The 24,819-nt window shown below is 71.8% G+C and carries 17 protein-coding genes and 1 pseudogene; 9 read left to right on the plus strand and 9 right to left on the minus strand.

Annotated features, from left to right (window positions below; genetic code table 11):
• Nucleotides 1-28: 28 nt before the first annotated feature.
• Nucleotides 29-736 (minus strand): TetR/AcrR family transcriptional regulator, encoded by a 708-nt coding sequence (locus tag IEY89_RS03185; protein ID WP_189145708.1) that lies wholly within the window; start codon nt 734-736, stop codon nt 29-31.
• Between the two features lie 204 nt (nt 737-940).
• Between IEY89_RS03185 and IEY89_RS03190 the strand changes: the two genes are divergently transcribed.
• Nucleotides 941-2,206 (plus strand): YncE family protein, encoded by a 1,266-nt coding sequence (locus tag IEY89_RS03190; RefSeq protein ID WP_189145709.1) that lies wholly within the window; start codon nt 941-943, stop codon nt 2,204-2,206.
• 40 nt (nt 2,207-2,246) lie between these two features.
• Here the strand turns inward: IEY89_RS03190 and IEY89_RS03195 are convergent, their stop codons facing one another.
• A complete protein-coding gene (locus IEY89_RS03195; RefSeq protein WP_189145710.1) occupies nt 2,247-4,109 on the minus strand; it encodes a glycoside hydrolase family 5 protein in 1,863 nt (620 codons plus the stop codon).
• Between the two features lie 113 nt (nt 4,110-4,222).
• On the opposite strand from IEY89_RS03195, the gene IEY89_RS03200 reads away from it, so the two are divergent.
• Nucleotides 4,223-5,329 carry an XdhC family protein gene (locus IEY89_RS03200; protein WP_189145711.1) on the plus strand — a complete coding sequence of 369 codons (1,107 nt, stop codon included), beginning with the start codon at nt 4,223-4,225 and terminating at the stop codon, nt 5,327-5,329.
• 4 nt (nt 5,330-5,333) lie between these two features.
• On the opposite strand, the gene IEY89_RS03205 is transcribed toward IEY89_RS03200, so the two are convergent.
• The gene (locus tag IEY89_RS03205) at nt 5,334-5,843 is read right to left on the minus strand and encodes a metallophosphoesterase family protein (RefSeq protein WP_189145712.1); all 510 of its coding nucleotides are present in this window, start codon (nt 5,841-5,843) and stop codon (nt 5,334-5,336) included.
• Nucleotides 5,844-6,068: 225 nt separating this feature from the next.
• On the opposite strand from IEY89_RS03205, the gene IEY89_RS03210 reads away from it, so the two are divergent.
• On the plus strand, nt 6,069-8,045 hold the full coding sequence (locus tag IEY89_RS03210) for a glycosyltransferase family 2 protein (RefSeq protein WP_189145713.1): 1,977 nt from the start codon (nt 6,069-6,071) through the stop codon (nt 8,043-8,045).
• Between the two features lie 4 nt (nt 8,046-8,049).
• A complete protein-coding gene (rfbC, locus tag IEY89_RS03215; protein WP_189145714.1) occupies nt 8,050-8,646 on the plus strand; it encodes a dTDP-4-dehydrorhamnose 3,5-epimerase in 597 nt (198 codons plus the stop codon).
• A 73-nt stretch (nt 8,647-8,719) separates the two neighbouring features.
• On the opposite strand, the gene IEY89_RS03220 is transcribed toward rfbC, so the two are convergent.
• The 5 genes from IEY89_RS03220 to IEY89_RS03240 all read right to left on the minus strand — a co-directional run bounded on the left by IEY89_RS03220 (nt 8,720) and on the right by IEY89_RS03240 (nt 15,016).
• Nucleotides 8,720-9,523 carry a class I SAM-dependent methyltransferase gene (locus tag IEY89_RS03220; RefSeq protein WP_189145715.1) on the minus strand — a complete coding sequence of 268 codons (804 nt, stop codon included), beginning with the start codon at nt 9,521-9,523 and terminating at the stop codon, nt 8,720-8,722.
• Nucleotides 9,523-10,395 carry a dTDP-4-dehydrorhamnose reductase gene (gene rfbD / locus IEY89_RS03225; RefSeq protein ID WP_189145716.1) on the minus strand — a complete coding sequence of 291 codons (873 nt, stop codon included), beginning with the start codon at nt 10,393-10,395 and terminating at the stop codon, nt 9,523-9,525. The genes IEY89_RS03220 and rfbD overlap by 1 nt, the downstream gene beginning before the upstream one ends.
• Nucleotides 10,392-11,402, minus strand: coding sequence for a dTDP-glucose 4,6-dehydratase (gene rfbB, locus IEY89_RS03230; RefSeq protein ID WP_189145717.1), 1,011 nt, complete (start codon nt 11,400-11,402; stop codon nt 10,392-10,394). Before rfbB ends, rfbD begins: the two co-directional genes overlap by 4 nt.
• Nucleotides 11,399-12,466, minus strand: a complete 1,068-nt coding sequence (locus tag IEY89_RS03235; protein WP_189145718.1) for a glucose-1-phosphate thymidylyltransferase — start codon at nt 12,464-12,466, stop codon at nt 11,399-11,401. The genes rfbB and IEY89_RS03235 overlap by 4 nt, the downstream gene beginning before the upstream one ends.
• Before the next feature lie 81 nt (nt 12,467-12,547).
• Nucleotides 12,548-15,016 carry a SpoIIE family protein phosphatase gene (locus tag IEY89_RS03240; protein ID WP_189145719.1) on the minus strand — a complete coding sequence of 823 codons (2,469 nt, stop codon included), beginning with the start codon at nt 15,014-15,016 and terminating at the stop codon, nt 12,548-12,550.
• Nucleotides 15,017-15,179: 163 nt separating this feature from the next.
• Here IEY89_RS03240 and lanKC point away from each other — a divergent pair, with 163 nt between their 5' ends.
• From lanKC to IEY89_RS41840, 4 genes are all read left to right on the plus strand, one after another.
• Complete coding sequence (gene lanKC / locus IEY89_RS03245; RefSeq protein ID WP_189145720.1) at nt 15,180-17,822, plus strand: class III lanthionine synthetase LanKC; 2,643 nt, start codon at nt 15,180-15,182, stop codon at nt 17,820-17,822.
• A gap of 61 nt (nt 17,823-17,883) precedes the next feature.
• Nucleotides 17,884-18,000, plus strand: a complete 117-nt coding sequence (locus tag IEY89_RS03250; protein WP_189145721.1) for a SapB/AmfS family lanthipeptide — start codon at nt 17,884-17,886, stop codon at nt 17,998-18,000.
• An 88-nt stretch (nt 18,001-18,088) separates the two neighbouring features.
• Nucleotides 18,089-19,816 carry an ABC transporter ATP-binding protein gene (locus tag IEY89_RS03255; protein WP_189145722.1) on the plus strand — a complete coding sequence of 576 codons (1,728 nt, stop codon included), beginning with the start codon at nt 18,089-18,091 and terminating at the stop codon, nt 19,814-19,816.
• A gap of 140 nt (nt 19,817-19,956) precedes the next feature.
• Entirely contained in the window at nt 19,957-21,852 is a 1,896-nt protein-coding gene (locus IEY89_RS41840; protein ID WP_373287184.1) for an ATP-binding cassette domain-containing protein, read from the plus strand.
• Here IEY89_RS41840 and IEY89_RS03265 read toward each other — a convergent pair.
• Nucleotides 21,778-22,272: pseudogene (locus tag IEY89_RS03265) on the minus strand (response regulator transcription factor); the annotation flags it as partial. The gene IEY89_RS41840 and the pseudogene IEY89_RS03265 sit on opposite strands and share 75 nt — an antisense overlap.
• Nucleotides 22,273-22,625: 353 nt before the next feature.
• Between IEY89_RS03265 and IEY89_RS03270 the strand changes: the two are divergent.
• Nucleotides 22,626-24,776: a SpoIIE family protein phosphatase gene (locus IEY89_RS03270; RefSeq protein ID WP_189145723.1), complete on the plus strand. Its 2,151-nt coding sequence runs from the start codon at nt 22,626-22,628 to the stop codon at nt 24,774-24,776.
• Nucleotides 24,777-24,819: the final 43 nt, after the last annotated feature.

A 24,819-nucleotide genomic window follows, 5' to 3' on the forward strand; every position in this document is an offset into this window, starting at 1 on the left:
CGCTAAGCTCCTCACAACAGCCGCATGATCAGCGGTGTTGCCACGACCCCTTGAATTCGCCACCCGCGGGGCCCTCGGAGCCCGGGGGCAGCCAGCCCGCCGGGCGCAGGATGCCCAGCAGCATCCGCACCAGTTCGTCCACCACCTCGTCCAGCGTGGCGTCCACCCACCCGGCGCTCCAGTCGTGCAGCAGTCCGTTGACGCTGCCGATGAACGCCGTCGCGGCGAGCCGGTAGTCGCGTGGCGCCGCCTCTCCACGGGCGACGGCGGCCTCCGCCTCCCTACAGATGAGGTTCACCCAGCGGGAGCGGCGCGCGAGGCGCTGTTCCTCAAGCCGGGCGCTGACGCCGATGATCTCGACGAAGGTCATGCGGATGCGGCGCGGGTCGGCGGTGACGTTGGCGGCGTAGGCGCGGAAGATCGCGGCGGCGCGTTCGGCCAGGGGCAGGCCCTCGGCGGCGGCCAGCGCGGTGAGCGCCGCCTCCTCGGCCCAGTCGTTGACCTGGAGGTGAAGGGCGGCCAGGACGTCCTCCAGGGTGCGGAACTCCTCGTAGAACTGGCGGGTCGAAAGACCGGCCGCCTCACTGAGCGCGGCGACGGTCGTCGAGCGGTAGCCCGGCGTGTCGCCGAACAGCTGGAGTGCGGCGTCCAGGAATCTCCGGCGCCGTTCGGCCTGTCGTTCCTCGGCTGTCCTGCCTGCGTAGCGGCCGGTCGGCGTCCTGAGTCTGCCCGCCAATGAACCCTCCTTCGTCGGTCCGGGGGCCAAGTTTGTCGTGCACGCAGTCTTGTGGAGAAGGGCACCCCCTCCTTACTTTCCAGTAAGTCCAATCTGAACGTGACCGTGTTCAGTTTTCCCGCCCGCAGTCACGTTCTCCCTTTTGCCCCACATGTCATGCACCCGCCACAGTCCGTCTGTCCACTCCCGGAGGGGAGAGCACTCATGCCTGCTTCCAGATCCAGGCACCTCTGTGCCATGGCCGCCGCCCTCGTCCTGACCGTCACCGCCCCCGCGACCGCCGCGGTCGCGGCGCCCGACGCCGAGGACGCCACCGCCGCGAGCCTGCGCGAGGTGATGTTCGTCGGCAACAACTGGGAAGGCACCGCGGACGTCATCAAGTCCACCGGCGACTTCGCCAGGATCGGCCGGATCAACGTCGTACCGGACAAGGCGGCGCGGCTGGCCGCGATCAACGCCGACCCGATCAAGTGGATCTACTTCATGGCCATCCGCAACGGAGTCGGGGAGGGACACGACCAGCTGGTCGACGACATGTACTCCACCCCGGACGGCAGGTCGATGGTGGTCTCCCGGCCGAGCTTCGCCGACGTCGTGTCCATCAACCTCAGCACGGGCGCGATCAACTGGCGCTTCCCCGTGTCGGGTTACCGCTCCGACCACATGGCCGTCTCCCCCGACGGGACCCGGGTCGCGGTCTCCGCGTCCATCTCCGGCACCGTGCACGTGCTGAACATCAACACCGGTGCACAGGTGGGCTCGTTCGCCACCGGCGACAAGCCGCACGAGAACATCTTCACCAAGGACGGCAAGTACATCTGGAACATGTCCATCGGTGACGTCAACACCTCGCAGGACGCTCCGTGGCAGGACTTCACCAAGGGCGACCGGAAGATCACGGTCGTCGACGCGGCCACCTTCCAGCGGGTGAAGGTGATCGACATGCGGGACCGGCTGAACGCCATCGGCCTCACGGAATTCTCGGACGCGGTCCGCCCGGCCGCCTTCTCGGCCGACGAGTCGAAGCTGTACTTCCAGGTCTCGTTCTTCAACGGCTTCTTCGAGTACGACATCGCCACCGACAGGATCACCCGGACGAAGACCCTGCCGAAGAACCCGGCGACCAGCGACGACCGCACCACGTTCGTCAACGACTCGCGCCACCACGGCATTTCGATGAAGCCGGACGGCACGAAGCTGTGCGTCGCGGGCACGATGGACGACTACGCGACGGTCGTCGACCGTACGACCCTCCAGGAGGGCCCGCTCGTCCCCGCATCGAAGCCCTACTGGGCGACGGTGAGCGGTGACGGCAAGTCCTGCGTCATCTCCGAGAGCGGCGCCGACCAGGTGACGGCCATCGACTTCGCCACCGGGCTGAAGACGGCATCCGTACCGGTCGGCGACCACCCCCAGCGGGTCCGCCTCGCCCATGTCGAGGCGGACTGGACGGGTCCGGCCGCCAACTGACCCGTCATTACGGGCCAGTTGACCGCCTCCGGTTGATCGCCTAGCTGAATTCCTGCGCGGCCCACGAAGCCAGTTCGGCCCGCGCGGCGCTCAGTACGGTCGCCGCAGGAGCCGTCGCCCCGTTGGTCACCAGCGCGTAGTGCAGGACTCCCGAGTCCGGCGCGGTGAGCAGCAGGCGGCGGCTTCCCGTGTTGCCGGGTTCGGAGCCCACCGCGATCGGGGTCGTACTGGTGTAGGCCGACGGGCCGTGGACGGTGCCGAGGTCGGAGACGACCGTGGTGGTCGCCGTCGGGAAGGACGCCGGCAGATGGAGCTCGGTCGGCGCCGAGATGCCCTTCGACCGCCACACCAGCACCCCGTACTGACCGGAGCCCACCAGCCGGGACACGTTCGGCAGTGAACTCGGCACCGGGTTCCAGGTCAGGGTCGTGGACCCGTCCCGGGAGCGGTCCTCGTAGGTGAAGGCGAGCGTCGTCCCCGCCGTGGCGCCCGGATAGACGCGGTCCAGCATCCGGGCGTCCTGACGCAGGACGGCCGTACCGGAGTCGTCGAGGCGTACGGCTGACAGGTCCTCGTCGTTCCAGGCGTCACCGGTGGTGAGCACCTTGTCGGCGTTGTCGTTCATCAGCTCCTTGTGACGGCCGTTGTAGATGTCCCACTGCCACTGGCTGCCGGACAGCACCGGCCCCGACCCGCTCGCGTTCGCCCACCAACCCGCCCCCTTCACACGGGAGTCGAGAGCCTGGTACATCGCCTTGTAGACCGTCGGCGCCTTGTCGGAGACCGATCCGGCCAGCGGGTGGCCGAACTCGCTGATGATCCCGGTCGTGCCGAGGGCGGACGCCCGGTCGCGAACCGTGCCGAAGTCGCCGACGTACTGGCCGTCCTCGGCCTTGCCCCACATGAAGATGCCGGAGATCGCCTTCTGGTCGTAGAAGTGGGTGTTGAAGACATAGCGCGGGCCGACGGTCCCGGCGTCGAGCAGTCCGCCCTCCTGCTTCTGGAAGTCGATGTTGCCGTTCCAGAAGAGGTTCGGCTCGGCGAAGACGGGCTTGTCCTGCCAGCCGGCCGCGTCCATCCGCGCACGGAACTTGACGTAGAAGGGCCACAGGACGTCCTTCTCCCAGGCCCTGCTGGTCTGGCCCGAGTCGAGGGTCCCGAAGTGCGGCTCGTTGTAGGGATCGAAGCCGACGACACCCGTGAACTGGGCACCGGTGAGGTTCTGCTTCAGATACGTCATCGTCTTCTGCGCGGTGTCGAGGAACGAGTCCTGGAGCCCGTAGGTGTTGTGCCAGAAGTCGTACGTCGCCTTCGTCACCGCCGCGTTCGAGGTGATGTTCTGCCCCCAGAAGGGGCAGATCCCGCAGTACTCGTCCGGGTAGTTGCCGAGGTCGACGGCCCACTTGGGGGCGCCGTCGCCGGTGTACCAGCTGTCCGGGTCGAAGAGCCAGCGGGAGTAGAGGTCCTGGTGGAAGTCGGGGTAGACGCGGATGCCCGCGTCCAGGAAGGCACCCATCTGAGCGGTGGCGGCGGCCAGATAGCTGCCGCTCACCGAACCCCGCACGGGCTCCGCATAGGCCCAGGAGAGAAGGAAGCGGACGCTGTTGCCGCCACCGAGGGCCCGCAGGGCGGTCGCCGACTTCTTGGCGTCGGCGACCGAGGCGAAGGGCAGTCCGTTGTTCTCCTTGAGCTTCGTCTCACCGGAGACGTTGTACCCGCGGAGCACGACCTCGCGGCCCAGAGCGTCGGTGAACCGACCGTTCTGGACGGTGAGGGTGGTGGAGGTGGGAGAGTCGAACCAAAGGGTGTCGGCCCGGGCGGGCTGGGAGCCGACAGTGGTCAGGAAACCCGTGACCAGGACCAGTACGCCGAGCAGATGCACACGCAACTTCGACATGTCCATTACAGTCCCGCGCGCATCAGGAGTCGTCAATACCAACTGACTCCTGAGTAATCTTCAGCTTTTGCCGCTCATGGGCGATGATCAAGGCACATGGGCGACAAAAGGAGCGGATCGTGCGTGACATTCTCCCCACGCTCGGGCGTTGGTACGCGGCTCACGAACCGTTCGGACTCGCCACCGTCGTCTCGGTGAGCCGCAGCGCACCCCGAGACCCCGGGGCCGCGATGGCCGTGGGGCCAGGCGACGAGGTGGTGGGCAGTGTGTCCGGGGGGTGTGTCGAGGGCGCGGTGTTCGAGCTGGCCCAGGAGGTCGTGGCCGGCGGGGAGGCACGGCTGGAGACCTTCGGCTACAGCGACGAGGACGCTTTCGCGGTGGGACTGACCTGCGGCGGTGAGATCACCCTCCTCGTACGGCCCGTGACGCCTGCCCTGGATCCGTCCTTCGCGGCGGTCGCGGAGACGGTGGCGGCCGGCCGGCCGGTGACCGTGGCCACCGTGACCGACGGTCCAGCGGTGCGTGGCGCCACGCTCGCCGTCTGGCCCGACCGGGTGTCCGGCAGCCTGGGCACCACCGGTCTCGACGCGGCCGTCATCGCCGACGCGCGCGGTGAACTCGCCCTGGGAGCAACGGGGTTGCGGCACTACGGCCCCCACGGGGAGCGGCGCGAGGACGCCGTCACCGTGTTCCTGCACTCCTTCGCGCCCCCGCCCCGCATGCTCGTCTTCGGCGCCACCGACCACGCCGCCGCCGTGGCCCGGATCGGCGCCTTCCTCGGCTACCGGGTCACCGTCTGCGACGCCCGCCCGCTCTTCGCCACCCCGAAGCGCTTCCCCGAGGGCGTGGAGGTGGTCGTCGACTGGCCGCACCGCTGTCTGCGCGCTACGGAAACCGACGAGCGCACGGTGATCTGCGTCCTGACCCACGACCCGAAGTTCGACGTGCCGCTGCTGGAGGAGGCGCTGCGTCGGCCCGCCGCGTACATCGGGGCGATGGGCAGCCGCCGCACCCACGACGACCGTCGCAGGCGGCTGACGGATGCCGGCCTCACCGGCCCCGAGCTGTCCCGGCTGCGCTCCCCCATCGGGCTGGATCTGGGCGCCCGTACGCCCGAGGAGGTGGCGGTGTCGGTGGCCGCCGAGATCGTCGCGCTTCGCTGGGGCGGCAGCGGGGCTGCGCTGACGGAGACCGCCGGTGCCGTCCACCCGACCGGAGCCGTGTAGCCACTCAGGGATGCCGGGGAGGCAGCCTGTGCAGCACCACGTCGGCGAGCTGCCCGCCGTCCGTCACCGTCGCCGTCAGGTACGTGCAGTGCGGCTGCCGGCGCCGGTCCGTCGGCGAGCCGGGGTTCAGCAGCCGCAGGCCGGTGTCCGCCGTGGTGTCCCACGGGATGTGGCTGTGTCCGAACACCAGGACGTCGAGGCCGGGGAAGCGGGCGGCACAGCGGGCCTCCCGGCCCTGGGCGGGGCCCGTCTCGTGGACGACCCCGAAACGCAGGCCGCCGAGGTCGGCGTACGCCACCTCGGGGAGTCTGGCCCGAAGGTCGGGGCCGTCGTTGTTGCCGTACACGCCGACGAGGCGCCGGCAGCGGCTCTCCAGGAGGTCGAGGGTGGCCGTGTCGACCCAGTCACCGGCGTGGAACACGACGTCGGCGTGCGGGAGTTCCGCGAGGAGTGCCTCTGGCAGTTGTTTGGCGCGTTTGGGGAGGTGGGTGTCGGAGAGGAGCAGGAGGTGCACGGAGGTGAGCGTAGGCGCTCTGGGGGGTGCGCTATGTGCCGTTGCGCGGCTGCGGCGCCGTCGTGGCTGGTCGCGCAGTTCCCCGCGCCCCTACGGGGCGCTGGCGCGCCCGTCGGACGCCCCGCCCCGGCAGGTGCCGGAGGGGCTCGCGCGTTAGTATCGGGCAGCCCGGACCGTGCCGTTGCGGAGACGGGAGCAGAGCTACAAGAGGGGGCTTCCAGCCGCATGCCGGTCAAGGTCAGCGTCATTGTTCCGGTGTACAACCCGGGACCGTACATCGAGGACTGCGTCGCGTCGCTGCTGCGGCAGTCGCTGTCCGCCGACGAGTACGAAGTGATCTTCGTCGACGACGGTTCCACCGACGAGACCCCGGCCCTGCTGGACAAGCTCGCCGCGGAGGAACCGCGCGTCCAGGTCATCCACCAGGAGAACTCGGGCTGGTCGGGCAAGCCGCGCAACGTCGGTATCGAGGCATCGCAGGGCGAGTTCGTCATGTTCGTCGACAACGACGACTACCTCGGTGACGAGGCCCTTGAGCGGATGTACGAGTACGGCGTGGCCAACGGCGCCGATGTGATCGTCGGCAAGATGGCCGGCAAGGGCCGCCCGGTGCCGGTCGAGTTGTTCCGGCACAACCATCCCAAGGCCAGTGTCGAGAACGCCCCGCTGATCGACAGCCTCACCCCGCACAAGATGCTCCGCCGCGCGTTCCTCGACCGCATCGGCCTGCGCTTCCCCGAGGGCAGGCGGCGTCTTGAGGACCATGTCTTCGTGACCGAGGCGTATCTGCGCGCGGACAACGTCTCCGTGCTCAGCGACTACGTCTGCTACTACCACGTCAAGCGCGACGACGCCTCGAACGCGGGATTCCAGCGCTTCGACCCGGTCGGCTACTTCCGCAACCTGCGCGAGGCCCTCGACGTCGTCGAGCGGTACACCGAGCCGGGTGCGGTGCGCGACCGGCTGTTCCGGCGGTGGCTGCGCAACGAGATGGTCGAGCGCATGCGCGGCAACCGCCTCCTGAAGCTGCCGGAGGACTACCGCAAGGAGATGTTCGACGAGATCCGAGGGGTCGTCGTCGAGCGTTTCGGCCCGGGTGTCGCCAACGGCATGCAGGAGGCGCAGCGGATCGTGGCGGCGCTGATCGCCGCCGACCGGCTGGACGACGTGGTGGCGTTCGCCGAGTGGGAGGCGTCGCTCGCCCCCACCGCCACTCCGCGGAGCGTGGAGTGGCGGGACGGTGTCCTGCACGTCGGCTTCACCGCCGAGTTCACCTCGCGCGGCACACCGATGACGTTTCCCGCCGAGGACGACAGTGACGGCGCCGACCTGGACGGCACGCCCACCGACGCCGATGACGCGATCGCCCGGGTGGGCGCGTCGACCGTGGCCCGGTTCGGGAGCGCGACGGCGGACTTCCTGGTGCGTGAGCGGGCCACGGCCGCCCAGTTCTTCCAGCCGGTGGAGCTGACCCGCGAGACCCTTCCGGCCGACGAGGACGGGCAGGTGCGGCTGGTGCTGCGCGGCACGGCCACCGTCGCCCCCGGCACGGCGGCCGGCGGTGTGGCGCTCGGCGGCGGTCTGTTCGACGTGTTCGTCCGGATCAAGCTGGGCGGCTGGACCCGTGAGTGCCGGCTCGGCCCGGTGAAGCTGGACCCCCGTCCGGTGCCGCCGGCCGGTGTGGTCGCCGGTCGTGTGGTCCTGCCGTACTGGACCGCGAAGCAGGCCACGCTGTCCCTGGACGTCGACCGCGCGGTCAAGGGTGTGGGCTTCGCCCGCCTCAAGCCGGACGATGTCACCGTCACGGGTGACCGTCTGCGCGTGGCTCTGCCCCTGCACGTGCCCGGCGACGCCAAGGCGGCGCTGCGGCTGGTCTCTCCGGCATCCGCCGAGCCCGTGGAGGTGTCCGGCACGCTGTCCGGCGCCCCCGAGGGTTCCGGCGCGGTCGTCGAGGCGACACTGCCCGGCGGAGAACTGGCCGACGGGACGTGGAAGCCGTCGCTGTGTCTGGCCCCGGAGGCCGGCGAGCGGCGCTTCCTGGCGATGTCCGTCGGCCTGAGCGCCAAGGCCGGCCGCGTCCAGGTCGTACGGCCCGCCAAGCCGGCCGGGCCGAGCACCGGGCAGCGAGTGGTCCGCAAGGTGCGGCGCACCCTCGGGAAGATCGCGCGCAAGGCCGGGCTGCGACGCGGAAACGGAGCCTGACAGCATGCGAGCACTGGACATCGAAGGCGCCTGGGTACTGGAGCCGAAGATCTTCCCGGACGACCGGGGCGCGTTCCACGAGTGGTACCGGGGCGAGGAGTTCCGCGAGGCCACCGGCTACGACCTCTCCCTCGCGCAGGCGAACTGCTCGGTCTCACGCCGGGGCGTCGTCCGCGGGGTGCACTTCTCGGACGTACCGCCGAGTCAGGCCAAGTACGTGACGTGCGCGCGCGGCGCGGTCCTGGACGTCGTGGTGGACATCCGGGTCGGCTCGCCCACCTACGGGCGGTGGGAGGCCGTACGGCTCGACGACGAGACCCGGCACGCCGTGTTCCTCGCGGAAGGCCTCGGGCACGCCTTCATGGCGCTCACCGACGACGCCACCGTGGTGTACCTGTGCTCGACGGGGTACGCGCCGGGGCGTGAACACGGCGTGCATCCGCTCGACCCGGAGCTGGGCATCGCCTGGCCCGAGGGCATCGAACCGGTGCTGTCGGAGAAGGACGCCGAGGCGCCGACGCTGGCGGAGGCGGAGCGGTCCGGGCTGCTGCCGTCGTACGAGGAGTGCGCGGCCTACTACGCGGGACTGCGCGACAAGTAACCGCAGCGGACGAAGCGTGCGGCCCGGCAGCTGATCAGCTGCCGGGCCGCACGCTTCGTTGTCCGGTCCTGCGTCAGCGGCTGGTGCTCAGCGGCGCCAGGCTGCGGCGCAGCTGCTCCAGGCCCTTGCCGCGCTTGGTGCCGCGGTTGCGGGACTTGACGAGCGGGGCCCAGAAGGCGGCCTCGACCAGGGTCTCCGGCTTGATCGCGGGTGTCCGCTCCAGGACGCTCTCGGGCACCTTCTGCGGGTCCGGGACCTCGAACTCCGCGATGATCTCGTCGTACTTGTCCTTCAGTACCGTGTTGTCGGGGTCGGCGCCGAAGACGATGAGCTGGCCGGTGGGCGCCGTGTCGACGAGGACCGTGACCAGGTCGGGGCGGTACCGGGCGAGGATCTCGATCAGCTTGTAGACGTCGCCGGTCCAGGCGTTGGTGTGCCGGTCGCGGGCGGCCTCGTCGATACTGCGCGGCAGCATGTCGTCGAGGACGATGACGCTGGCCCAGTCCGAGTGCTTCTCGACGTTGATGAAGTCGCGCAGCGCGTACTCGAACAGGTGCATGCCGTCGATGAACGACAGGTCGAGCGTGGTCCGCTGCCAGTAGCCGAACGGGCTGCGGTTGCGGGCCAGGTTGCGCAGCGGGTGCCGGCCGCCCGTGAGGTGGGCGAGCGGGTTCTGCCGGGCGAAGAAGTCGTCGCTGGTCGCCTTGGCGAGATGGACGTCGCAGCGGATCTCCGAGACCACCTTGAACGCGGGGTCGATCGCGATGCTCGGTACCCGGGACAGGGTCAGGCTTCGGCCGTCGTTGACGCCGATCTCCAGGTAGTTCCTGTTCGCGCTGACCTTGTGGAGCTCCCGGAGGAACTCATGGCGTTTCACTAGGAAATCTCCTTGCGGATGTGTGGCAGTGCTTCGTGCAGGGCGGTACGCCAGTCACGGAGAGGTCCGAGACCGGCCTGCTGCCAACGGCCGTGGCCGAGGGCGCTGTACGCGGGTCGGGGTGCGGGCCGGACGAAGGCCGCGCTGGTGGTGGGGTGTACACGGTCCGGGTCGGCGTCGATGAGGCGGAACACCTCACGCGCCAGCTCGAACCAGGTGGCCTCGCCGGAGTTGGTGGCGTGCAGGATACCGTTCGCCCCAGGGCCGACCCGGGGCCCCAGGTCGGCGATCCGTGCGGCGACGTCGGCGCTCCAGGTGGGCTGGCCGCGTTGGTCGTCGACGACGTCGAGGGTGTCCCGACGCGCCTCCAGGTCGATCATCGTACGCACGAAGTTGCCGCCGTGGGCGCCGTACAGCCAGGCCGTGCGCAGGACGGCGCTCGCGTCCGGGAGCGTGGCCAGGACGGCATGTTCACCGGCGAGTTTGGTGCGGCCGTAGGCCGTGCGCGGGGCCGGGGTGTGGTCCTCGGGGTACGGGGTGTCGCGGGCCTCACCGTCAAAGACGTAGTCGGTGGACACGTGGACAAGACGGGCGCCGTGTTCCGCGCAGGCCTGGGCGAGCAGGCGCGGCCCGACGCCGTTGATCCGCAGCGCCGACTCCTCGTCCGTCTCGGCGTCGTCGACGGCGGTGTACGCGGCGCAGTTGACGACCAGGTCGGGCTCGTGCGCGTCGAAGACGCGGCGCACGTCGTCGGGGTCGGTGATGTCCAGGGCGGCGCGGGCGAGGCCCACGACGCTCTCACCGCGCCCGAGGAGTTCCCCGACGGTGTCGCGGCCGAGCATGCCGGCGGCGCCGGTCACCAGCCACTTCATCCGCTTACCTGCTTCTCGTCCCGCTGGTCCTTCTCGTCGCCGCCGACGCGTCGCTTGAGGGGCTCCCACCAGGCGCGGTTGTCGCGGTACCAGGCGACGGTGGCGGCGAGTCCGGCGGCGAAGTCGTGGCGCGGGGTGTAGCCCAGCTCGTCGTGGAGCTTGCTCCAGTCGACGGAGTAGCGCAGGTCGTGGCCCTTGCGGTCCTCGACGTACTCCACGCTGTCCCAGGTGGCCCCGCAGGCGTCCAGGAGCAGCCCGGTGAGTTCCTTGTTGCTCAGCTCCGTGCCGCCGCCGATGTTGTAGACCTCGCCGGGCCGGCCTCCGGTGCGCACCAGGTCGACGCCCTGGCAGTGGTCGTCGACGTGCAGCCAGTCGCGGACGTTGAGGCCCTCGCCGTACAGCGGGACCTTCCTGCCGTCCAGCAGGTTGGTGACGAAGAGGGGGATGACCTTCTCGGGGAACTGGTGCGGCCCGTAGTTGTTGGAGCAGCGGGTGACGCGCACGTCCAGACCGTGGGTGCGGTGGTAGGCGAGGGCGAGCAGGTCCGAGGACGCCTTCGACGCCGAGTAGGGCGAGTTGGGGGCCAGCGGGTGGTCCTCGGGCCAGGAGCCGGACTCGATCGAGCCGTACACCTCGTCGGTGGACACGTGCACGAACGGGCCGACGCCGTAGCGCAGGGCCGCGTCCAGCAGCACCTGGGTGCCCACGACGTTGGTGCGGACGAAGTCGGCGGCGCCGTCGATCGAGCGGTCCACGTGGGACTCGGCGGCGAAGTGGACCACCTGGTCGGCCTCGGCCATCAGCTTGTCGACGAGTTCGGCGTCGCAGATGTCGCCCTGGACGAACTTCAGCCGGGGGTGCCCGGCCGGCAGGTTCTCCAGGGTGCCCGCGTACGTGAGCTTGTCCAGCACGGTGATCCGGGGCGCGTCGGGGGCGTCGGACGCGAGGAGGGTGCGGACGTACGTGGAGCCGATGAATCCGGCGGCGCCGGTGACGAGGAGGTTCATGAGTGGATCTGCACCTTGCTGTGGTCTCCGAGGACGAATCGGTGGGCGCTGGGAACACTGGGGGCCGGGGTCACCTCGACGTGCCTGCCGATGAGCGAGGACTCGATACGGCCCACCCCGGCGATGGACGAGTCCCGCAGCACGATGGAGAACTCCAGCTCGCTGTCGGTGATCCGGCAGTTCTCCGCGACGGAGGTGAACGGCCCGACGTAGGAGTCGCTGACGACGGTTCCGGCGCCGATGACGACGGGTCCGACGATGCGTGAGCGGCTGATGCTCGCGCCCTCCTCGATCACCACCCGCCCTATGGTCTCGGACTCGGCGTCCACGTCGCCGTCGATCCGCCGCTCCAGGCCCTCCAGGACCATGCGATTGACCTCCAGCATGTCGGTGACGTTCCCCGTGTCCTTCCAGTAGCCCTTGATGAGCGTGGATCGTACGTCGGACCGGGCGTCGATGAGGTACTGGATGGCGTGGGTGATCTCCAACTCGCCGCGCCGGGAGGGACGGATGGCGCGTACGGCGTCGTGGATCGCCGGGGTGAAGAGGTACACGCCGACGAGCGCGAGGTCGCTCTTGGGGTGCTCGGGCTTCTCCTCCAGGCCGATCACCTGGCCGTCCGCGTCGAGTTCGGCGACGCCGAAGGAGCGCGGGTCGGGCACCTGGGTGAGCAGGATCTGGGCGTCGGGGCGGAGACGGCGGAACTCGTCGACGAGGTCGCTGATGCCGCCGATGATGAAGTTGTCGCCGAGGTACATGACGAAGTCGTCGTCACCGAGGAAGTCCCGCGCGATCAGCACCGCGTGGGCCAGGCCCAGGGGCTTCTCCTGCGGAATGTAGGTGACCTTCAGACCGAACTTCGATCCGTCGCCGACCGCTTCCTCGATCTCGGCGGCGGTGTCACCGACGATCATGCCGACCTCGGTGATGCCCGCTTCGGCGAGGGATTCCAGGCCGTAGAACAGCACGGCTTTGTTGGCCACGGGTACGAGCTGCTTCGCCGAGGTATGGGTGATCGGCCGGAGCCGCGTGCCGGCGCCGCCGGAGAGCACGAGAGCCTTCATCCGTTCACCCTAGCTTCGATTTCCCGCGACGTAATATCCGGTGCCTCAGCGTGACCGGTACGGGAGCCCGCCCGCGCGTCCTCAGGGCTCCAGCGCGAGCTCGCTCCACACCTGTTTGCCGCCGCTGACCGGGACGGTTCCCCAGGCCGCCGACATGGCCTCGACCAGGAGCATGCCCCGGCCGCCGGTGGCCTCCCAGCCGAGGTTCGTCGGTCTGATGGGCGTACGGGGTGAGTTGTCCGCGACAGCGACGCGCAGTCGGCCGTTGAAGAGGGTCAGGTCGAGACGGACCTGACCGTCGGTGTGCACGAGGGCGTTGGTGACCAGCTCGGAGACGACCAGGAGCACGGTGTCCATGTTCTCCTGGACGCCCGGTTCCCCGGCCACTCCCCAGGTGCGCAGGGTGCGCCGGGTGAAGCGGCGGGCGTGCCGGACCGCCTCGGGCACCCGCCACACGGTCCAGCTCTCCCGCAGCGGGCGCCGCTCCATGCCGTCGTAGCGCAGCAGGAGCAGCGCCACGTCGTCGTTGCGGTTGGCGCCCGCGAGCAGGGCGTCGGCGACCAGGCCGAGGTGGGCGGGGTCGGCGGCGGCGAGGCCGGCGGCGAGAGCGTCGAGGCCGTCCTCGACGTCGATCTGGGCGGACTCGACGAGACCGTCGGTCGTGAGGGCGATCAGGGTGCCGGGCTGGAGGCGGAGCAGGCTCATCGGGTAGTCGGCCCGGGGCATCACCCCGAGCGGGGGGCCGACGTCGGACTCGGTGACCTCGGTGGTGCCGTCGGGGTGGCGGACGACCGGGGGGAGATGACCGGCGCGGACGTACCAGGCGGTGCCCTCCTCCATGTCGACCTCGACATAGCAGCAGGTGGCGAAGAGGTCGGTCTCCATGTCGACAAGGAGACGGTTGGCGTGGGAGACGACGACGTCCGGTGGGTGGCCCTCGACTGCGTACGCGCGCACGGCGGTGCGCATCTGGCCCATGAGGGTGGCGGCGCCCGCGTTGTGGCCCTGGACGTCGCCGATGACGAGGCCGACATGGTTGTCGGGCAGCGGGATCACGTCGTACCAGTCGCCACCCACCTCCAGGCCCTCGGTGGTCGGGAGGTAGCGGGCCTCGGCGACCCCGCCGGGCAGCTTGGGCAGGCGGCGGGGCAGCAGGGAGCGCTGGAGCATCCCGACGAGTTCGTGTTCGGCGTCGAAGGCGTGGGCGCGTGTCAGGGCCTGTCCGGCGAGACCGGCGGCGGCGGTGAGCAGGGCGCGTTCGTCGGTGCCGAACTCGTGCGGGCTGTCCCAGCCGATCAGGCAGATGCCGGCCATCCGGCCGCCGGCGGGCAGGGGCAGCACGGCGAGCCCGCCGGGGCCGACGCCGTCGAGCGCGGGCTCCAGTTCCGTGCCGGCGGGCCAGATGGCGGCCCTGCCCTCGCGCAGGGCGGCGGCCAGCGTCGGCATGGAGCGGACGGGCGACTCGGGCCACTCCGAGCGCCACTCCAGCCGCCACAGCTCGGGCCAGGCCTCGGGTTCGGGCGGGTCGAGGACGGTGACGACGAGCCGTTCGTTGTCCAGCTCGGCGAGGGCGATCCGGTCGGCCCGCAGCGGCTCGCGCAGCGCGGTGACGACGGCCCGGCTGACGTCACGGACGGTCCCGGCGGTGGCCAGGGCCGCGGCGAGGCGCTGGACACGGGCCACGTCGGTGACACCGGAGCGCAGGGTGGAGGCGTCGCCGACCGTGCCCACGAGCTGGGCGGCCCGGCCCTCCCCGGCGGTCACGAGCCGCCCGCGCAGCCGCAGCCACCTCGGCGGGCCGGCGGGCTGCAAAACCCGGAACTCCAGTTCCCGGTCACCGATGGACATGTGGTCCGCCTCGACGACGGACATCAGGGAGGGCAGGTCCTCGGGCACGGTCAGGCCGAGCAGGGTCTCGACCTTGCCGTCGAAGTCCGCCCGGTCGAGCGCGAACAGTTCGAGGAGTTCGTCGCCGACCTCGACGCGCCCGCTGTCCATGGCGAGGCTGAAGGCGCCGGCCGACAGTTCGCCGGGGTCGCCCGCGGCGGGCGGAGCGGGCCAGGCGACGGCGTCGGCGAGCAGTGCGAGGCAGTCCCGGACGCTGTCGTCGAAACCGTCGGGACGTTCCGTCACGACGAGCAGACAGCCGCCGTCGCCGGCCGCCGCGCCCGCGCGAACCGGCAGGGCGGCCAGGTGGACGGCACCGGCCGGCATCCGCCGGGATTCGGCGCACCCGGCGAGTTCGTCGGGGCCGAGCCAGACCGGCCGTCCGGTGCGGTGGGCGTCCACGGCGGGCGAGTGGGCGGCAACGGGGTAGCCGTCGCGCAGGCCGTACAGCGTCCTCGGCACACCGGCCGACTCGACGAGACACAGCACGTCACCGGCGTCACCCGGGGTGTAGACGGCGGCGACGCTCGCGCCCGCGAAAACGAGCGTCAGTTCGAGGACCCGGCGGAGGCGCTCACGGGGGTCGAGGTCGACGGTGAGCGACTTGAGGGCGAGTTCGGCACGCGCCGTTCTCGTTCCGCGTCCCGCCTCCTCACTGACCACGTCGTCATTACAGCGCGTATGGGGCCCGTGCGCAGCCCCTGACGCTCCCGGTGTTCGCCCCGGCAGCACCCATGCGTTCCGCACAGTGGTCTCGTGACAGCCGTGACTGTCGGGACCCCGCCACGGACTGGAAGGCTCGGTGCAAGCCATCGAGGAGGCGGGTATGGACCAGCGGTACGAGGTGTACGCACTCGCCGACCAGCACTTCTATGAGACACCGGACCGACTGTCCGCAGCGGGCGAGGCCACTCCCCTGTTCGAAACGGCCGGTCGTGCGGTACCGGAGGGCTGGCGTGCGGGGCGGATCGGCGACTGGCTGGCACTGACGCCGCTCGGTCCGGACGGCGACCCGCTGCCCGGACCCACGCAGGGCTGGAAGGTGCACGCTTCCGCCACCCGGGCGAACGCGGAGCGGATCGCGTCGGCGGTGTGGGACTACTGCGTGCCGCGCGGCATCCCGTTCAAGTTCCTGCCGGGTCCTCATCTGCTGCATCTGCGGAACACCAAGTACGCGGGCCGGGACGGCAGCGGGAAGTTCGTGACGATCTATCCGGCCGACGAGGACCTTCTGCACCAGGTGCTGACCGAGCTGGGCGCACTGCTGGAGGGCTGTGAGGGCCCTTACATCCTCACCGATCTGCGCTGGCACGACGGTCCGCTGTACGTGCGTTACGGGGCGTTCGCGCGTTCCTTCGTCGTCGACGAACGCGGCTCGCTCGTGCCCGCCGTCCGCGACGGCGAGGGGCAGCTGGTGCCGGACCGGCGCGCGCCCTCCTTCCAGGTCCCGGACTGGGTGCGGCTGCCCGCGTTCCTGGAGGCGCAGCTCGCGGCCCGCAACGCGACGACGGTCTCCGACCTCCCGTACCGCATCGAGAAGGCCCTGCACTTCTCCAACGGCGGCGGCGTGTACGTCGGCACCGACACGCGTGACGGGAGCCGGGTCGTCCTGAAGGAGGGCCGTCCGCACGCGGGTCTTGCGGCCGACGGCGCGGACGCGATCACCCGGCTGGAGCGCGAACGTGCCGCGCTGGAGCAGGTGTCGGGGCTCGGGACGGTGCCCGAGGTGCGCGACTGGTTCACGCTCGGCGACCACCGCTTCCTCGTCATGGACTTCGTCGAGGGGCGCCCTCTCAACGCCTTCTTCGCCGAGCGCCACCCGCTGCTCACCCACGACCCGGATCCGGAGGCGGTGGCCGCCTACACGCGGTGGGCGCTGCGTATCCACCGCGCGGTCGAGGAGGTCGTCGAGGGGGTGCACGCGCGCGGGATCGTCTTCAACGACCTGCACATCTTCAACATCATGGTCGCGCCCGACGAGGAGTCGGTGTCCCTGGTCGACTTCGAGGCGGCGGCACCGGCCGAGGAGCGGGGCCGTCAGGTCGTCGCCCACCCCGGGTTCTTCGCCCCGCCCGACCGCAGGGGTCTGGACGTCGACCGGTACGCGCTGGCGTGTCTGCGGCTCGCCCTCTTCATGCCCCTGACCACGCTGTTCGTGGTGGACCGCGGCAAGGCGGCCCACCTGGCGGAGGTGATCGCCGGTCAGTTCCCGGACGTACCGGCCCAGTTCCTGGCCGACGCGGTGGCCGAGATCACCCGTGACGTCTCCGCACCGGGGCCCGGCCGCCCCGTACCCTCACCGCCGCCGGCTCCCGTCGAGCCCGGCGACTGGCCGCACAGCCGTGACTCGATGGTGAAGGCGATTCTCGCCTCCGCCACCCCCGAACGCGACGACCGGCTCTTCCCCGGCGACATCACCCAGTTCTCCGACGGCGGCGGACTCGGGATCGCGCACGGCGCGGCCGGGGTGCTGTACGCGCTGTCCCGGGCGGGCGCCGAGCGGTACGAGGAGGGCGAGCGCTGGCTGCTGGCCCACACCGACCCCGTACCGGTGGGCACGCCGCTGGGTCTGTACGACGGTCTCGCGGGCGTCGCCCATGTCCTCGACCTGCTCGGGCACCGCCCGCGCGCGCTGGACCTGATCGACGTCGTCCTCCGGGAGAAGTGGCACAAGCTCTCCTCCGACCTGCGCGGCGGACTCGCCGGGCTCGGTCTGGTCCTCGGCGGGCTGGCGCGTACGACCGGGGAGACGGAGTTCGCCCAGCGGGCCCAGGACGTCACGGACATCCTGGTGAGCCGCCTGGACGAGCCGCTCCCGGATTCGCCGAAGCGCCGCGCCGGGCTGCTGCGGGGCGCGAGCGGGCCCGCGCTGCTGTTCCTCCGGCAGTACGAGGCGACGGGCGACCCCGCGCTGCTCGACGCGGCCGGCACGGCGTTGCGCCGGGACCTGGACGGCTGTGTCGTCCAGCGGAACGGTGGCCTTGAGGTCGACGAGGGCTGGCGGACCATGCCCTACCTCGCGGAGGGCAGCGTGGGGATCGGCCTGGTCCTCGACGACTACCTGGCGCTCACCACCTCGGAAGGGCGCTCCCGGAACCACGCCGACGGGCGCGAGGAGTTCGAGCAGGCCCGGGACCGGATCCTGACCTCCGCCGCCTCTCGCTTCTACGCACAGCCCGGACTGTTCCAGGGCAGGGCCGGCATGGTCCTGCACCTCGCCCGCACCGGCGCCCCCGAGGCGCGGCAGCGGGAACAGATCGCCGGGCTCGGCTGGTACGCGATGTCGTACCAGGGCCAACTGGCCTTCCCCGGGCACCAGATGATGAGGCTCTCCATGGACCTGGGCACCGGCACCGCGGGCTGTCTGCTCGCGCTCGGCGCGGCCCTCGACGAGACGGCCCCCGCCGCACTGCCCTTCCTCCCGCCGCTACGGCGGCCCCAAGACGCGGCTCCGCACCAGGAGTCGTGACGCGACACCCGTCCCCACGGGAGAACCCGGAACCTACCGGGACCGACGAAAGGATATCGACATGGCACTTCTCGACCTTCAGACGATGGAGTCCGACGAGACCGCGGGCACGCCCGGCTACAGCACGCTCAGCCTGCTGTCCTGCGTCAGCGCGGCCAGCGTCACCCTCTGTCTCTGAGCATTTCCGGCAGGGGCGCCGGGCGGTCTCTCCCACTCGTGGGAGGGCCGCCCGGCGGTCCGTCATCCCCCGTCGGAGGGTCCACCCGATGACGACAACCACCCACGGCCGGCCCGCCCCGACCCAGAACCCCGCCTCTCCACTGCGCGAGAGCGTGCGCCGCACCGGGGCGCGCTGTGCGGTCCTGTTCCTGGTCGCCACGGTCTCGACCGGTCTGAGCCTGGCCCTGCCCCTGACCCTGGGGCGGGCTCTCGACATGCTGCTGACGCACCCGGACGGTACCGGCGCCATGCGCTGGGTCCTGTGGTGCGCCGGAATCGTCCTGCTGCTCGCCGTCCTCGACGCCGTCGAGACCGTACTGGGCGGGACCACGAGCGCCCACGCCACGGCGTGGCTGCGGCACCGGCTGACCGGGCACCTGCTCGCCGTGGGGCCACGGGCCGGGGAGCGTTTCGGGTCCGGCGAACTGGTGGCCCGGCTGGTCGGCAACGCCGCGCAGGCCGGGACCGCGCCCGCTTCCCTGGCCGCGCTGCTGGCCGCGCTCGCCGGACCGGTCGGCGCGGTGGTGGCGCTCGGCCTGCTCGACCCGTGGCTGGCGGCGGTGTTCCTCGCCGGGGCGCCGCTGCTGGCCCTGCTGCTGCGGACCTTCACCCAGGACTCGTCACGCTGTGTCGCCGACTACCAGGAAGCCCAGGGGCGCATCGCCGGCGGGCTCTCGGAGGCGATCGGTGGCTCCCGCACCATCGCCGCCTGCGGCACGGCGGACCGTGAGGTGGCCAGGGTTCTGCGGCCACTGCCCGAACTCACCCGCGCGGGCCACCGGATGTGGCACGTCCAGGGACGCGCGGCGGCCCGGGCGGTCGCCCTGGCCCCGTTGCTGCAACTGGGGGTCGTGGCCGTGGCGGGTGTACTGCTGGTCCGCGGCCGGCTGACGGTGGGCGAGATGCTCGCCGCCTCGCGGTACGCCGTCCTGGCGGCCGGGGTCGGCGTCCTGGTGGGGCAGCTGTCCGGGCTGGTCCGGGCCCGCGCGTCGGCCCGACGCCTCGGCGAGGTGCTGGCCGAGCCGGTGACGCCGTACGGGAGTCGCCGGCTGCCTCCCGGACAGGGCCGGCTGGAGCTGCGCGGGGTCACCGCCCGGCGCGGCGGCCGTACGCTCCTGGACGGCGTCGACCTGGTCGTACCCGGGGGCAGCACACTCGCCGTGGTCGGCCGCTCCGGCGCCGGCAAGTCCCTCCTCGCGGCCCTCGCCGGACGTCTGGCCGATCCCGACGACGGAACCGTGCTCCTGGACGGCGTACCGCTGCCCGAGCTGGACCACGACGAGCTGCGCCGCGCGATCGGCTACGCCTTCGAGCGGCCCGCCCTGCTGGGTGACACCGTCGCGGACACGATCGGCTTCGGCGTCCGGGCGGCGCCGCCCGACCGGATCAGGGCCGGCGCCGCCGCCGCCCGCGCCGACACGTTCGTCCGCCGGCTGCCCGACGGCTACGCCACCCCCTGCCGGGACGCGCCCCTCTCCGGCGGCGAGCGGCAGCGGCTCGGGCTCGCCAGGGTGCTGGCCCGTGACAGCAGGCTGCTCGTCCTCGACGACGCGCTCTCCAGCCTCGACACGGTCACCGAGCACCAGGTCGTCGACGCCCTGCTGAACCACTCCCCCGGCGGCACCCGGGTGATCGTCGCCCACCGGGTCTCCACGGCGGCCCGCGCGGACTCGGTGGCCTGGCTGGACGGAGGACGGGTGGGGGCGGTGGGGACACATGCGCGGCTGTGGCGCGAGAGGGGCTACCGGGAGGTGTTCGCGGATGGCGAAGGATGAGCGCGCCCGGCCGTGGCCCGCCAGAAGCGAGAGTCTCCGCGCGCGAACCGCGATTCCCGCGGACGCAGCGGCACATGATCACGCGGCCGGAACACATACGCGGCCCTGCCAGGAGAAGGCCCACCGGGAGGTGTTCACGGATGCCCAGGCATGAACGCGCCCGGCGGCAGCCCGCCGGAAGTGACGGCCTTCGCGCGCGGGGACTGCGGTTTCTGGGGCAGCAGCGGCGTGTCGTGGCGCGGCTCGTGCTGTGGTCCGTGCTGGAGACCGCGCAGACCTTTCTCATGGGGTACGCCCTCGCCCGCGCCCTCGACGAGGGGTTCCTGCGCGGCCGGACGGGCGTCGGGCTCGGGTGGCTCGGGGTCGCGGCGCTCGCGGTCGCCGTCGGGGCGTACGGCACGGGGCGGGTGTACAGGGCGGTCGCCGCGCTCGTCGAACCGTTGCGGGACCGGCTCGTGGAGCGGGTGGTGGCGCGCGGGGTGCGTCAGGCCGAGGGCGGGGCTCTCTCCGCGCTGACCCAGCAGGTGGAGATCGCCCGGGACACCTTCGCCGGAGTGGTGATGGTCTCCCGTTCCTTCGTGTTCACGGCCGCCGGCGCACTGATCGGGCTGGCCTCACTGGCGCCGCCCCTGCTGCTGGTGGTCGTGCCGCCGCTGGTCGTCGGGGTGGGCCTCTTCGCGGCGAGCATGCGCCCGCTGGCCCACCGCCAGGAGGCGTTCCTCGTCGCCGACGAACGCCTCGCCGACCGGTTCGGCGACGTCTGCACCGGCCTGCGGGACGTGACCGCGGGAGGTGCGGAGGAGCAGGTGGCGGCCGACGTCGGCGAACGGGTCGAGGCCGAGCTGCGGGCGGCCCGTTCACTGGCCCGCTGGGGGATACCGCGCGTGGCGTCCATCGCCGTCGGCGGACAGCTCCCCATCGTCCTGCTGCTGCTGACCGCGCCCTGGCTGCTGCGCAGCGGTGTCACGCCCGGTGCGCTGGTCGGCGCGCTCGCCTATGTCACCCAGTCCCTGCTGCCCGCCCTCCAGAACCTGGTCCACGGCATGGGCACGAGCGGCTCCCGGCTCGCGGTCGTCCTGCGCCGCCTGGTGCCCGCCGGTCCGGCGGCGGTCGACGGCACCGGTCCGGACCCCCGCCCCGACCACACCCCCGAGAGAGCGCCCGCCCTGACCGTCTCCGGCCTCACCTTCGCCTACGGCCCCACCTGTGCGCCCGTCGTCGAGGGCCTCACCCTCAGCCTGCCCCAGGGCACGCGGCTCGCCGTCGTCGGCCCCAGCGGCATCGGCAAGTCCACCCTCGTCTCGCTGACCGCCGGTCTGCTCGATCCCCGGCACGGCACGATCAGCCTGTGCGGACACCCGGTACCAGGCGACACCGCCCATGCGCACCGGGTCGTCATACCGCAGGAGGCGTACGTGTTCAGCGGGACGTTCGCCGAGAACCTCGGCTGTCTACGGCCGGATCCCGTGCCCGAGTCCGAACTGCTGGCCGCCGCCGAGGCGGTCGGGCTCGCCCCGCTCCTCGCCCGGCACGGCGGACCCGGGGGCCGGGTCGACCCGGCCGCGCTGTCGGCCGGTGAACGGCAGCTGATCGCGCTGACGCGGGCCTGGCTCTCCTACGCCTGTGTGGCGCTCCTGGACGAGGCGACCTGCCATCTGGACCCGGAGGCCGAGGAACGCGCCGAGCGGGCCTTCGCCTCCCGGGCCGGCACCACCCTGGTCGTGGTCGCACACCGGATCGCCTCCGCGCGCCGTGCGGACCGTGTCCTCGTCATGGACGGCCGGCAGTGCGCGTACGGGACGCACGACGAGCTGCTGGAGCGCTCGTCCCTCTACCGCGACCTGGTGGGCAGCTGGTCGGCCGCTCCGTCGGGGCCGTCACAGCCAGCCCTCGCCCTGCGAGATACGGATGGCGTCGACGCGGTTGCGGGCGCCGGTCTTGCGGGTGATGGCCGCCATGTAGTTGCGCACGGTTCCGTGGGAGAGGTGCAGGCTGCCGGCTATCTCCGCGACGGACGACCCCTCCGCGGCGAGTGACAGGACGCTCAGCTCACGTGGAGTGAGCGGAATCTGCGTGGCCCTGAGGAAGCCGAAGCCGAGCGAGTCATCGACGAAACGTTTCCCCGCCGCGACCTTCCGGATGGCCGACACCAGCCGCTCCGGCGCCCCCTCCCTGTCCTTGTCGACGTAGCCCAGCGCGCCCGCCTCCGCCGCCCGCTTCAGCAGGCCGGGCCGGCCCGCGCTGGCCAGGACCAGCAGCCGCGGGGGCGGTGCGCCCGTCCCGCGGCCCCGTAACTCGCCCAGCGGAGGTATGCCGTAGGAGTCCAGGCTCTCCAGGTCGGCCGCGCAGACATCGGGCCGCAGCGACCGTACTCTGCCCGCCGCGCTGTGCCAGGAGGCGTCGGACACCACCAGGTCGGACTCTCTGCTCAGCCACTCCGCCAGCACCGATCGCATCAGACACGCGTCGTGCACCAGAAGCACTCCTATCACTGCCGCTCCTTCACTCGCTCCGGCCCGGGTTCACCGCTGTCGCGTGTGCCCCCTTTTCGGCTCTCGCCTCTCGCCGCGGCTCCCGGGCGTGCAGAACTGGCCAACAGGATGCGCGGGGGCGCGCGCCCAGGGCTTGCACGCCGGACCTGTGCTTCCACCCCGGGGACATGAGCCGGGGCAGAAGGGGTATCGAGCGGGGTTTCCCCTTGCCAGGTACCTGGGCCCGGGATGTCCCGGAGTCCGCTCGCCGTGCGCGACGGGCCGAGTGGACAGAGCCTTGAGTCGGAAGTACCCGGCCCGGCGAGGAGGTGGTCCCGATGGCCGATGGACGTGCCTCCGCGCACGGACGGCCGGGGGCCGACGCCCGCGCGGCCTCGTTCGGGAAGCCGCTGCTGTCGCTGGCGCTCGCGGGGATGATGGAGGACGTCCGGGCCCTCGCGGGCGGGGTGTATCTGCTGGCCCCGGGCGGGTCGGTGCTGGAGATGGCCGTCATGGCGGGGCTGCCCCGGGCGTTCGCGGCGCCCTGGGAGCGGGTCGGGATCGGCTCGCCGGTTCCCGTCGCCGAGGCGGCCCGCGAGCGGCGGTTCGTGTGGGTGGGCGGCGAGGAGGACATGGCGCGGCGGTATCCGCGGGTCGCCGTCGTGCTGCCCTACCCCTTCGCGCTGGCCGCCGTACCGGTGGCGACCGCCTCGACGGTGTACGGATCGGTCTTCGTGACCTGGCCCGGTTCGCATCCGCCGGAGCTGTCGGACCGGGAGCGGGAGCGGCTCAGCACCGCCTGCGACCGGCTGGCGCTGCGTCTGGAGCGCGCCGCGGCCGAGCACCGTCAGCTGCCGCCCGAGGCGGATCTGCTGGCCATCCCGCCCGAGGCGCCGACGGACGACCCCCTCGGCACGGGAGAGGCGGCGCGGATGGTGGCGCGGCTGCCGTACGGGCTGTGCTCCCTCGACCTGAACGGGCGGCTCGGCTTCGTCAACCCGGCCGCAGCGGAGCTGCTGGGGGCTCCCGCGGACGCTCTGCTGGGCACCCGGCTGTGGGTGTCGGTGCCCTGGCTCGACGATCCGGTGTACGAGGACCGCTACCGCGCCGCGCTGTTCAGTCTGCACGTCACCTCGTTCGTGGCGCTGCGCCCGCCCGGCGACTGGATGTCGTTCCGCCTGTATCCGAGCACGACCGGGCTGAGCGTCCGTATCACCCGGGCGCGTGCGGTGGCCGAACTGGGCCGGGCGGGGCGCAGGCCGGGCGGGCCCTCCAGCCTGGTCACGATCTCGCAGGTGCTGTCCCTGGCGGGCGCGCTCACCGAGGCGGCGGGCGTCCAGGACGTCGTCCAGCTGGTCGCGGACGAGATCATGCCGGCGGTGGGCTGCCAGACCCTGGTGATGCTGGGCTCCCGGGGCGGGCGCATGCACGTGGTGGGGCATCGCGGGTACGCCGACCCTCAGCTCGTGGAGCGGTTCGACGGGTTGCCGCTGGCCGAGCAGAACCCGGGGACCCAGGTCCTCACCACCGGTGTGCCCGCCTTCTACGAGACCCGGGGACAGTTGGACCGGCTGTTTCCGGCGGTACGGGATGTGCCCGGCCAGATGGCGGCCTGGGCGTTCCTCCCGCTGATCGCGTCCGGGCGCCCGGTGGGCACCTGCGTGCTGGGCTACGCCGAACGGCATCCGTTCCCCGCCGACGAGCGCGCCGTCCTGACCAGTCTCGGCGGATTGATCGCCCAGGCTCTGGAGCGGGCCCTGCTGTACGACGCCAAGCACCGGGTCGCGCACGGCCTCCAGGCCGCCCTGCTGCCGAGTTCCCTGCCGTCGCTGCCCGGTTTCGAGGCCGCCGCGCGTTATCTGCCCGCCACCCAGGGCATGGACATCGGCGGCGACTTCTACGACCTGGTGTGCTCGCACGGGGGCGCCTCGGCGGTGATCGGGGACGTCCAGGGGCACAACGTGACGGCGGCCGGCCTGATGGGTCAGCTCCGTACGGCCGTACGGGCGTACACGACGGTCGGTCAGGCGCCCGAGGAGGTCATGAGCAGCACCAACCGGCTGCTGATCGACCTCGGCACCGAGTTGTTCGCGAGCTGTCTGTATCTGCGGCTCGATCCGGGCACCGGCCGGGCCGTGATGGCCCGTGCGGGGCATCCGCAGCCGCTGCTGAGACACCCGGACGGGCAGGTGCGGGTGCTCGACCTGCCCGGGGGTCCGCTCCTGGGGATCGACGCCTCGGCCACGTACCCGACGACCGAGGTCGAGCTGCTGCCGGGCAGCGTCCTCGCCCTGTACACCGACGGGCTGATCGAGTCCCCGGGCCTCGACATCGACGAGACGCTGGCCGCCCTCGGCCGCCGGCTCGCGGAGACCGGGGACCGGCCCCTGGACGAACTGGCCGACGGGCTGGTCGAGTTCGGCGCGGGGGTGACGGAGCGGGTGGACGACATCGCGCTGCTTCTGCTGAGAGCGCGGGCGGACAACTGACGGACGCGGGGCGGAAGGGCACCCGTGCCGGGGGCCCAGGGCC

The organism is Streptomyces lacrimifluminis (genome assembly GCF_014646095.1).
Taxonomy (GTDB): Bacteria; Actinomycetota; Actinomycetes; order Streptomycetales; family Streptomycetaceae; genus Streptomyces; species Streptomyces lacrimifluminis.

Excerpts from the sequence above, each read along its gene's own strand:
- IEY89_RS03190 (WP_189145709.1), top strand. The coding sequence starts at position 941 with ATGCCTGCTTCCAGATCCAGGCACCTCTGTGCCATGGCCGCCGCCCTC.
- IEY89_RS03195 (WP_189145710.1), bottom strand. The coding sequence starts at position 4,109 with ATGGACATGTCGAAGTTGCGTGTGCATCTGCTCGGCGTACTGGTCCTG.
- IEY89_RS03210 (WP_189145713.1), top strand. The coding sequence starts at position 6,069 with ATGCCGGTCAAGGTCAGCGTCATTGTTCCGGTGTACAACCCGGGACCG.
- rfbC (WP_189145714.1), top strand. The coding sequence starts at position 8,050 with ATGCGAGCACTGGACATCGAAGGCGCCTGGGTACTGGAGCCGAAGATC.
- rfbD (WP_189145716.1), bottom strand. The coding sequence starts at position 10,395 with ATGAAGTGGCTGGTGACCGGCGCCGCCGGCATGCTCGGCCGCGACACC.
- rfbB (WP_189145717.1), bottom strand. The coding sequence starts at position 11,402 with ATGAACCTCCTCGTCACCGGCGCCGCCGGATTCATCGGCTCCACGTAC.
- IEY89_RS03235 (WP_189145718.1), bottom strand. The coding sequence starts at position 12,466 with ATGAAGGCTCTCGTGCTCTCCGGCGGCGCCGGCACGCGGCTCCGGCCG.
- lanKC (WP_189145720.1), top strand. The coding sequence starts at position 15,180 with ATGGACCAGCGGTACGAGGTGTACGCACTCGCCGACCAGCACTTCTAT.
- IEY89_RS03250 (WP_189145721.1), top strand. The coding sequence starts at position 17,884 with ATGGCACTTCTCGACCTTCAGACGATGGAGTCCGACGAGACCGCGGGC.
- IEY89_RS03255 (WP_189145722.1), top strand. The coding sequence starts at position 18,089 with ATGACGACAACCACCCACGGCCGGCCCGCCCCGACCCAGAACCCCGCC.
- IEY89_RS41840 (WP_373287184.1), top strand. The coding sequence starts at position 19,957 with ATGCCCAGGCATGAACGCGCCCGGCGGCAGCCCGCCGGAAGTGACGGC.
- IEY89_RS03270 (WP_189145723.1), top strand. The coding sequence starts at position 22,626 with ATGGCCGATGGACGTGCCTCCGCGCACGGACGGCCGGGGGCCGACGCC.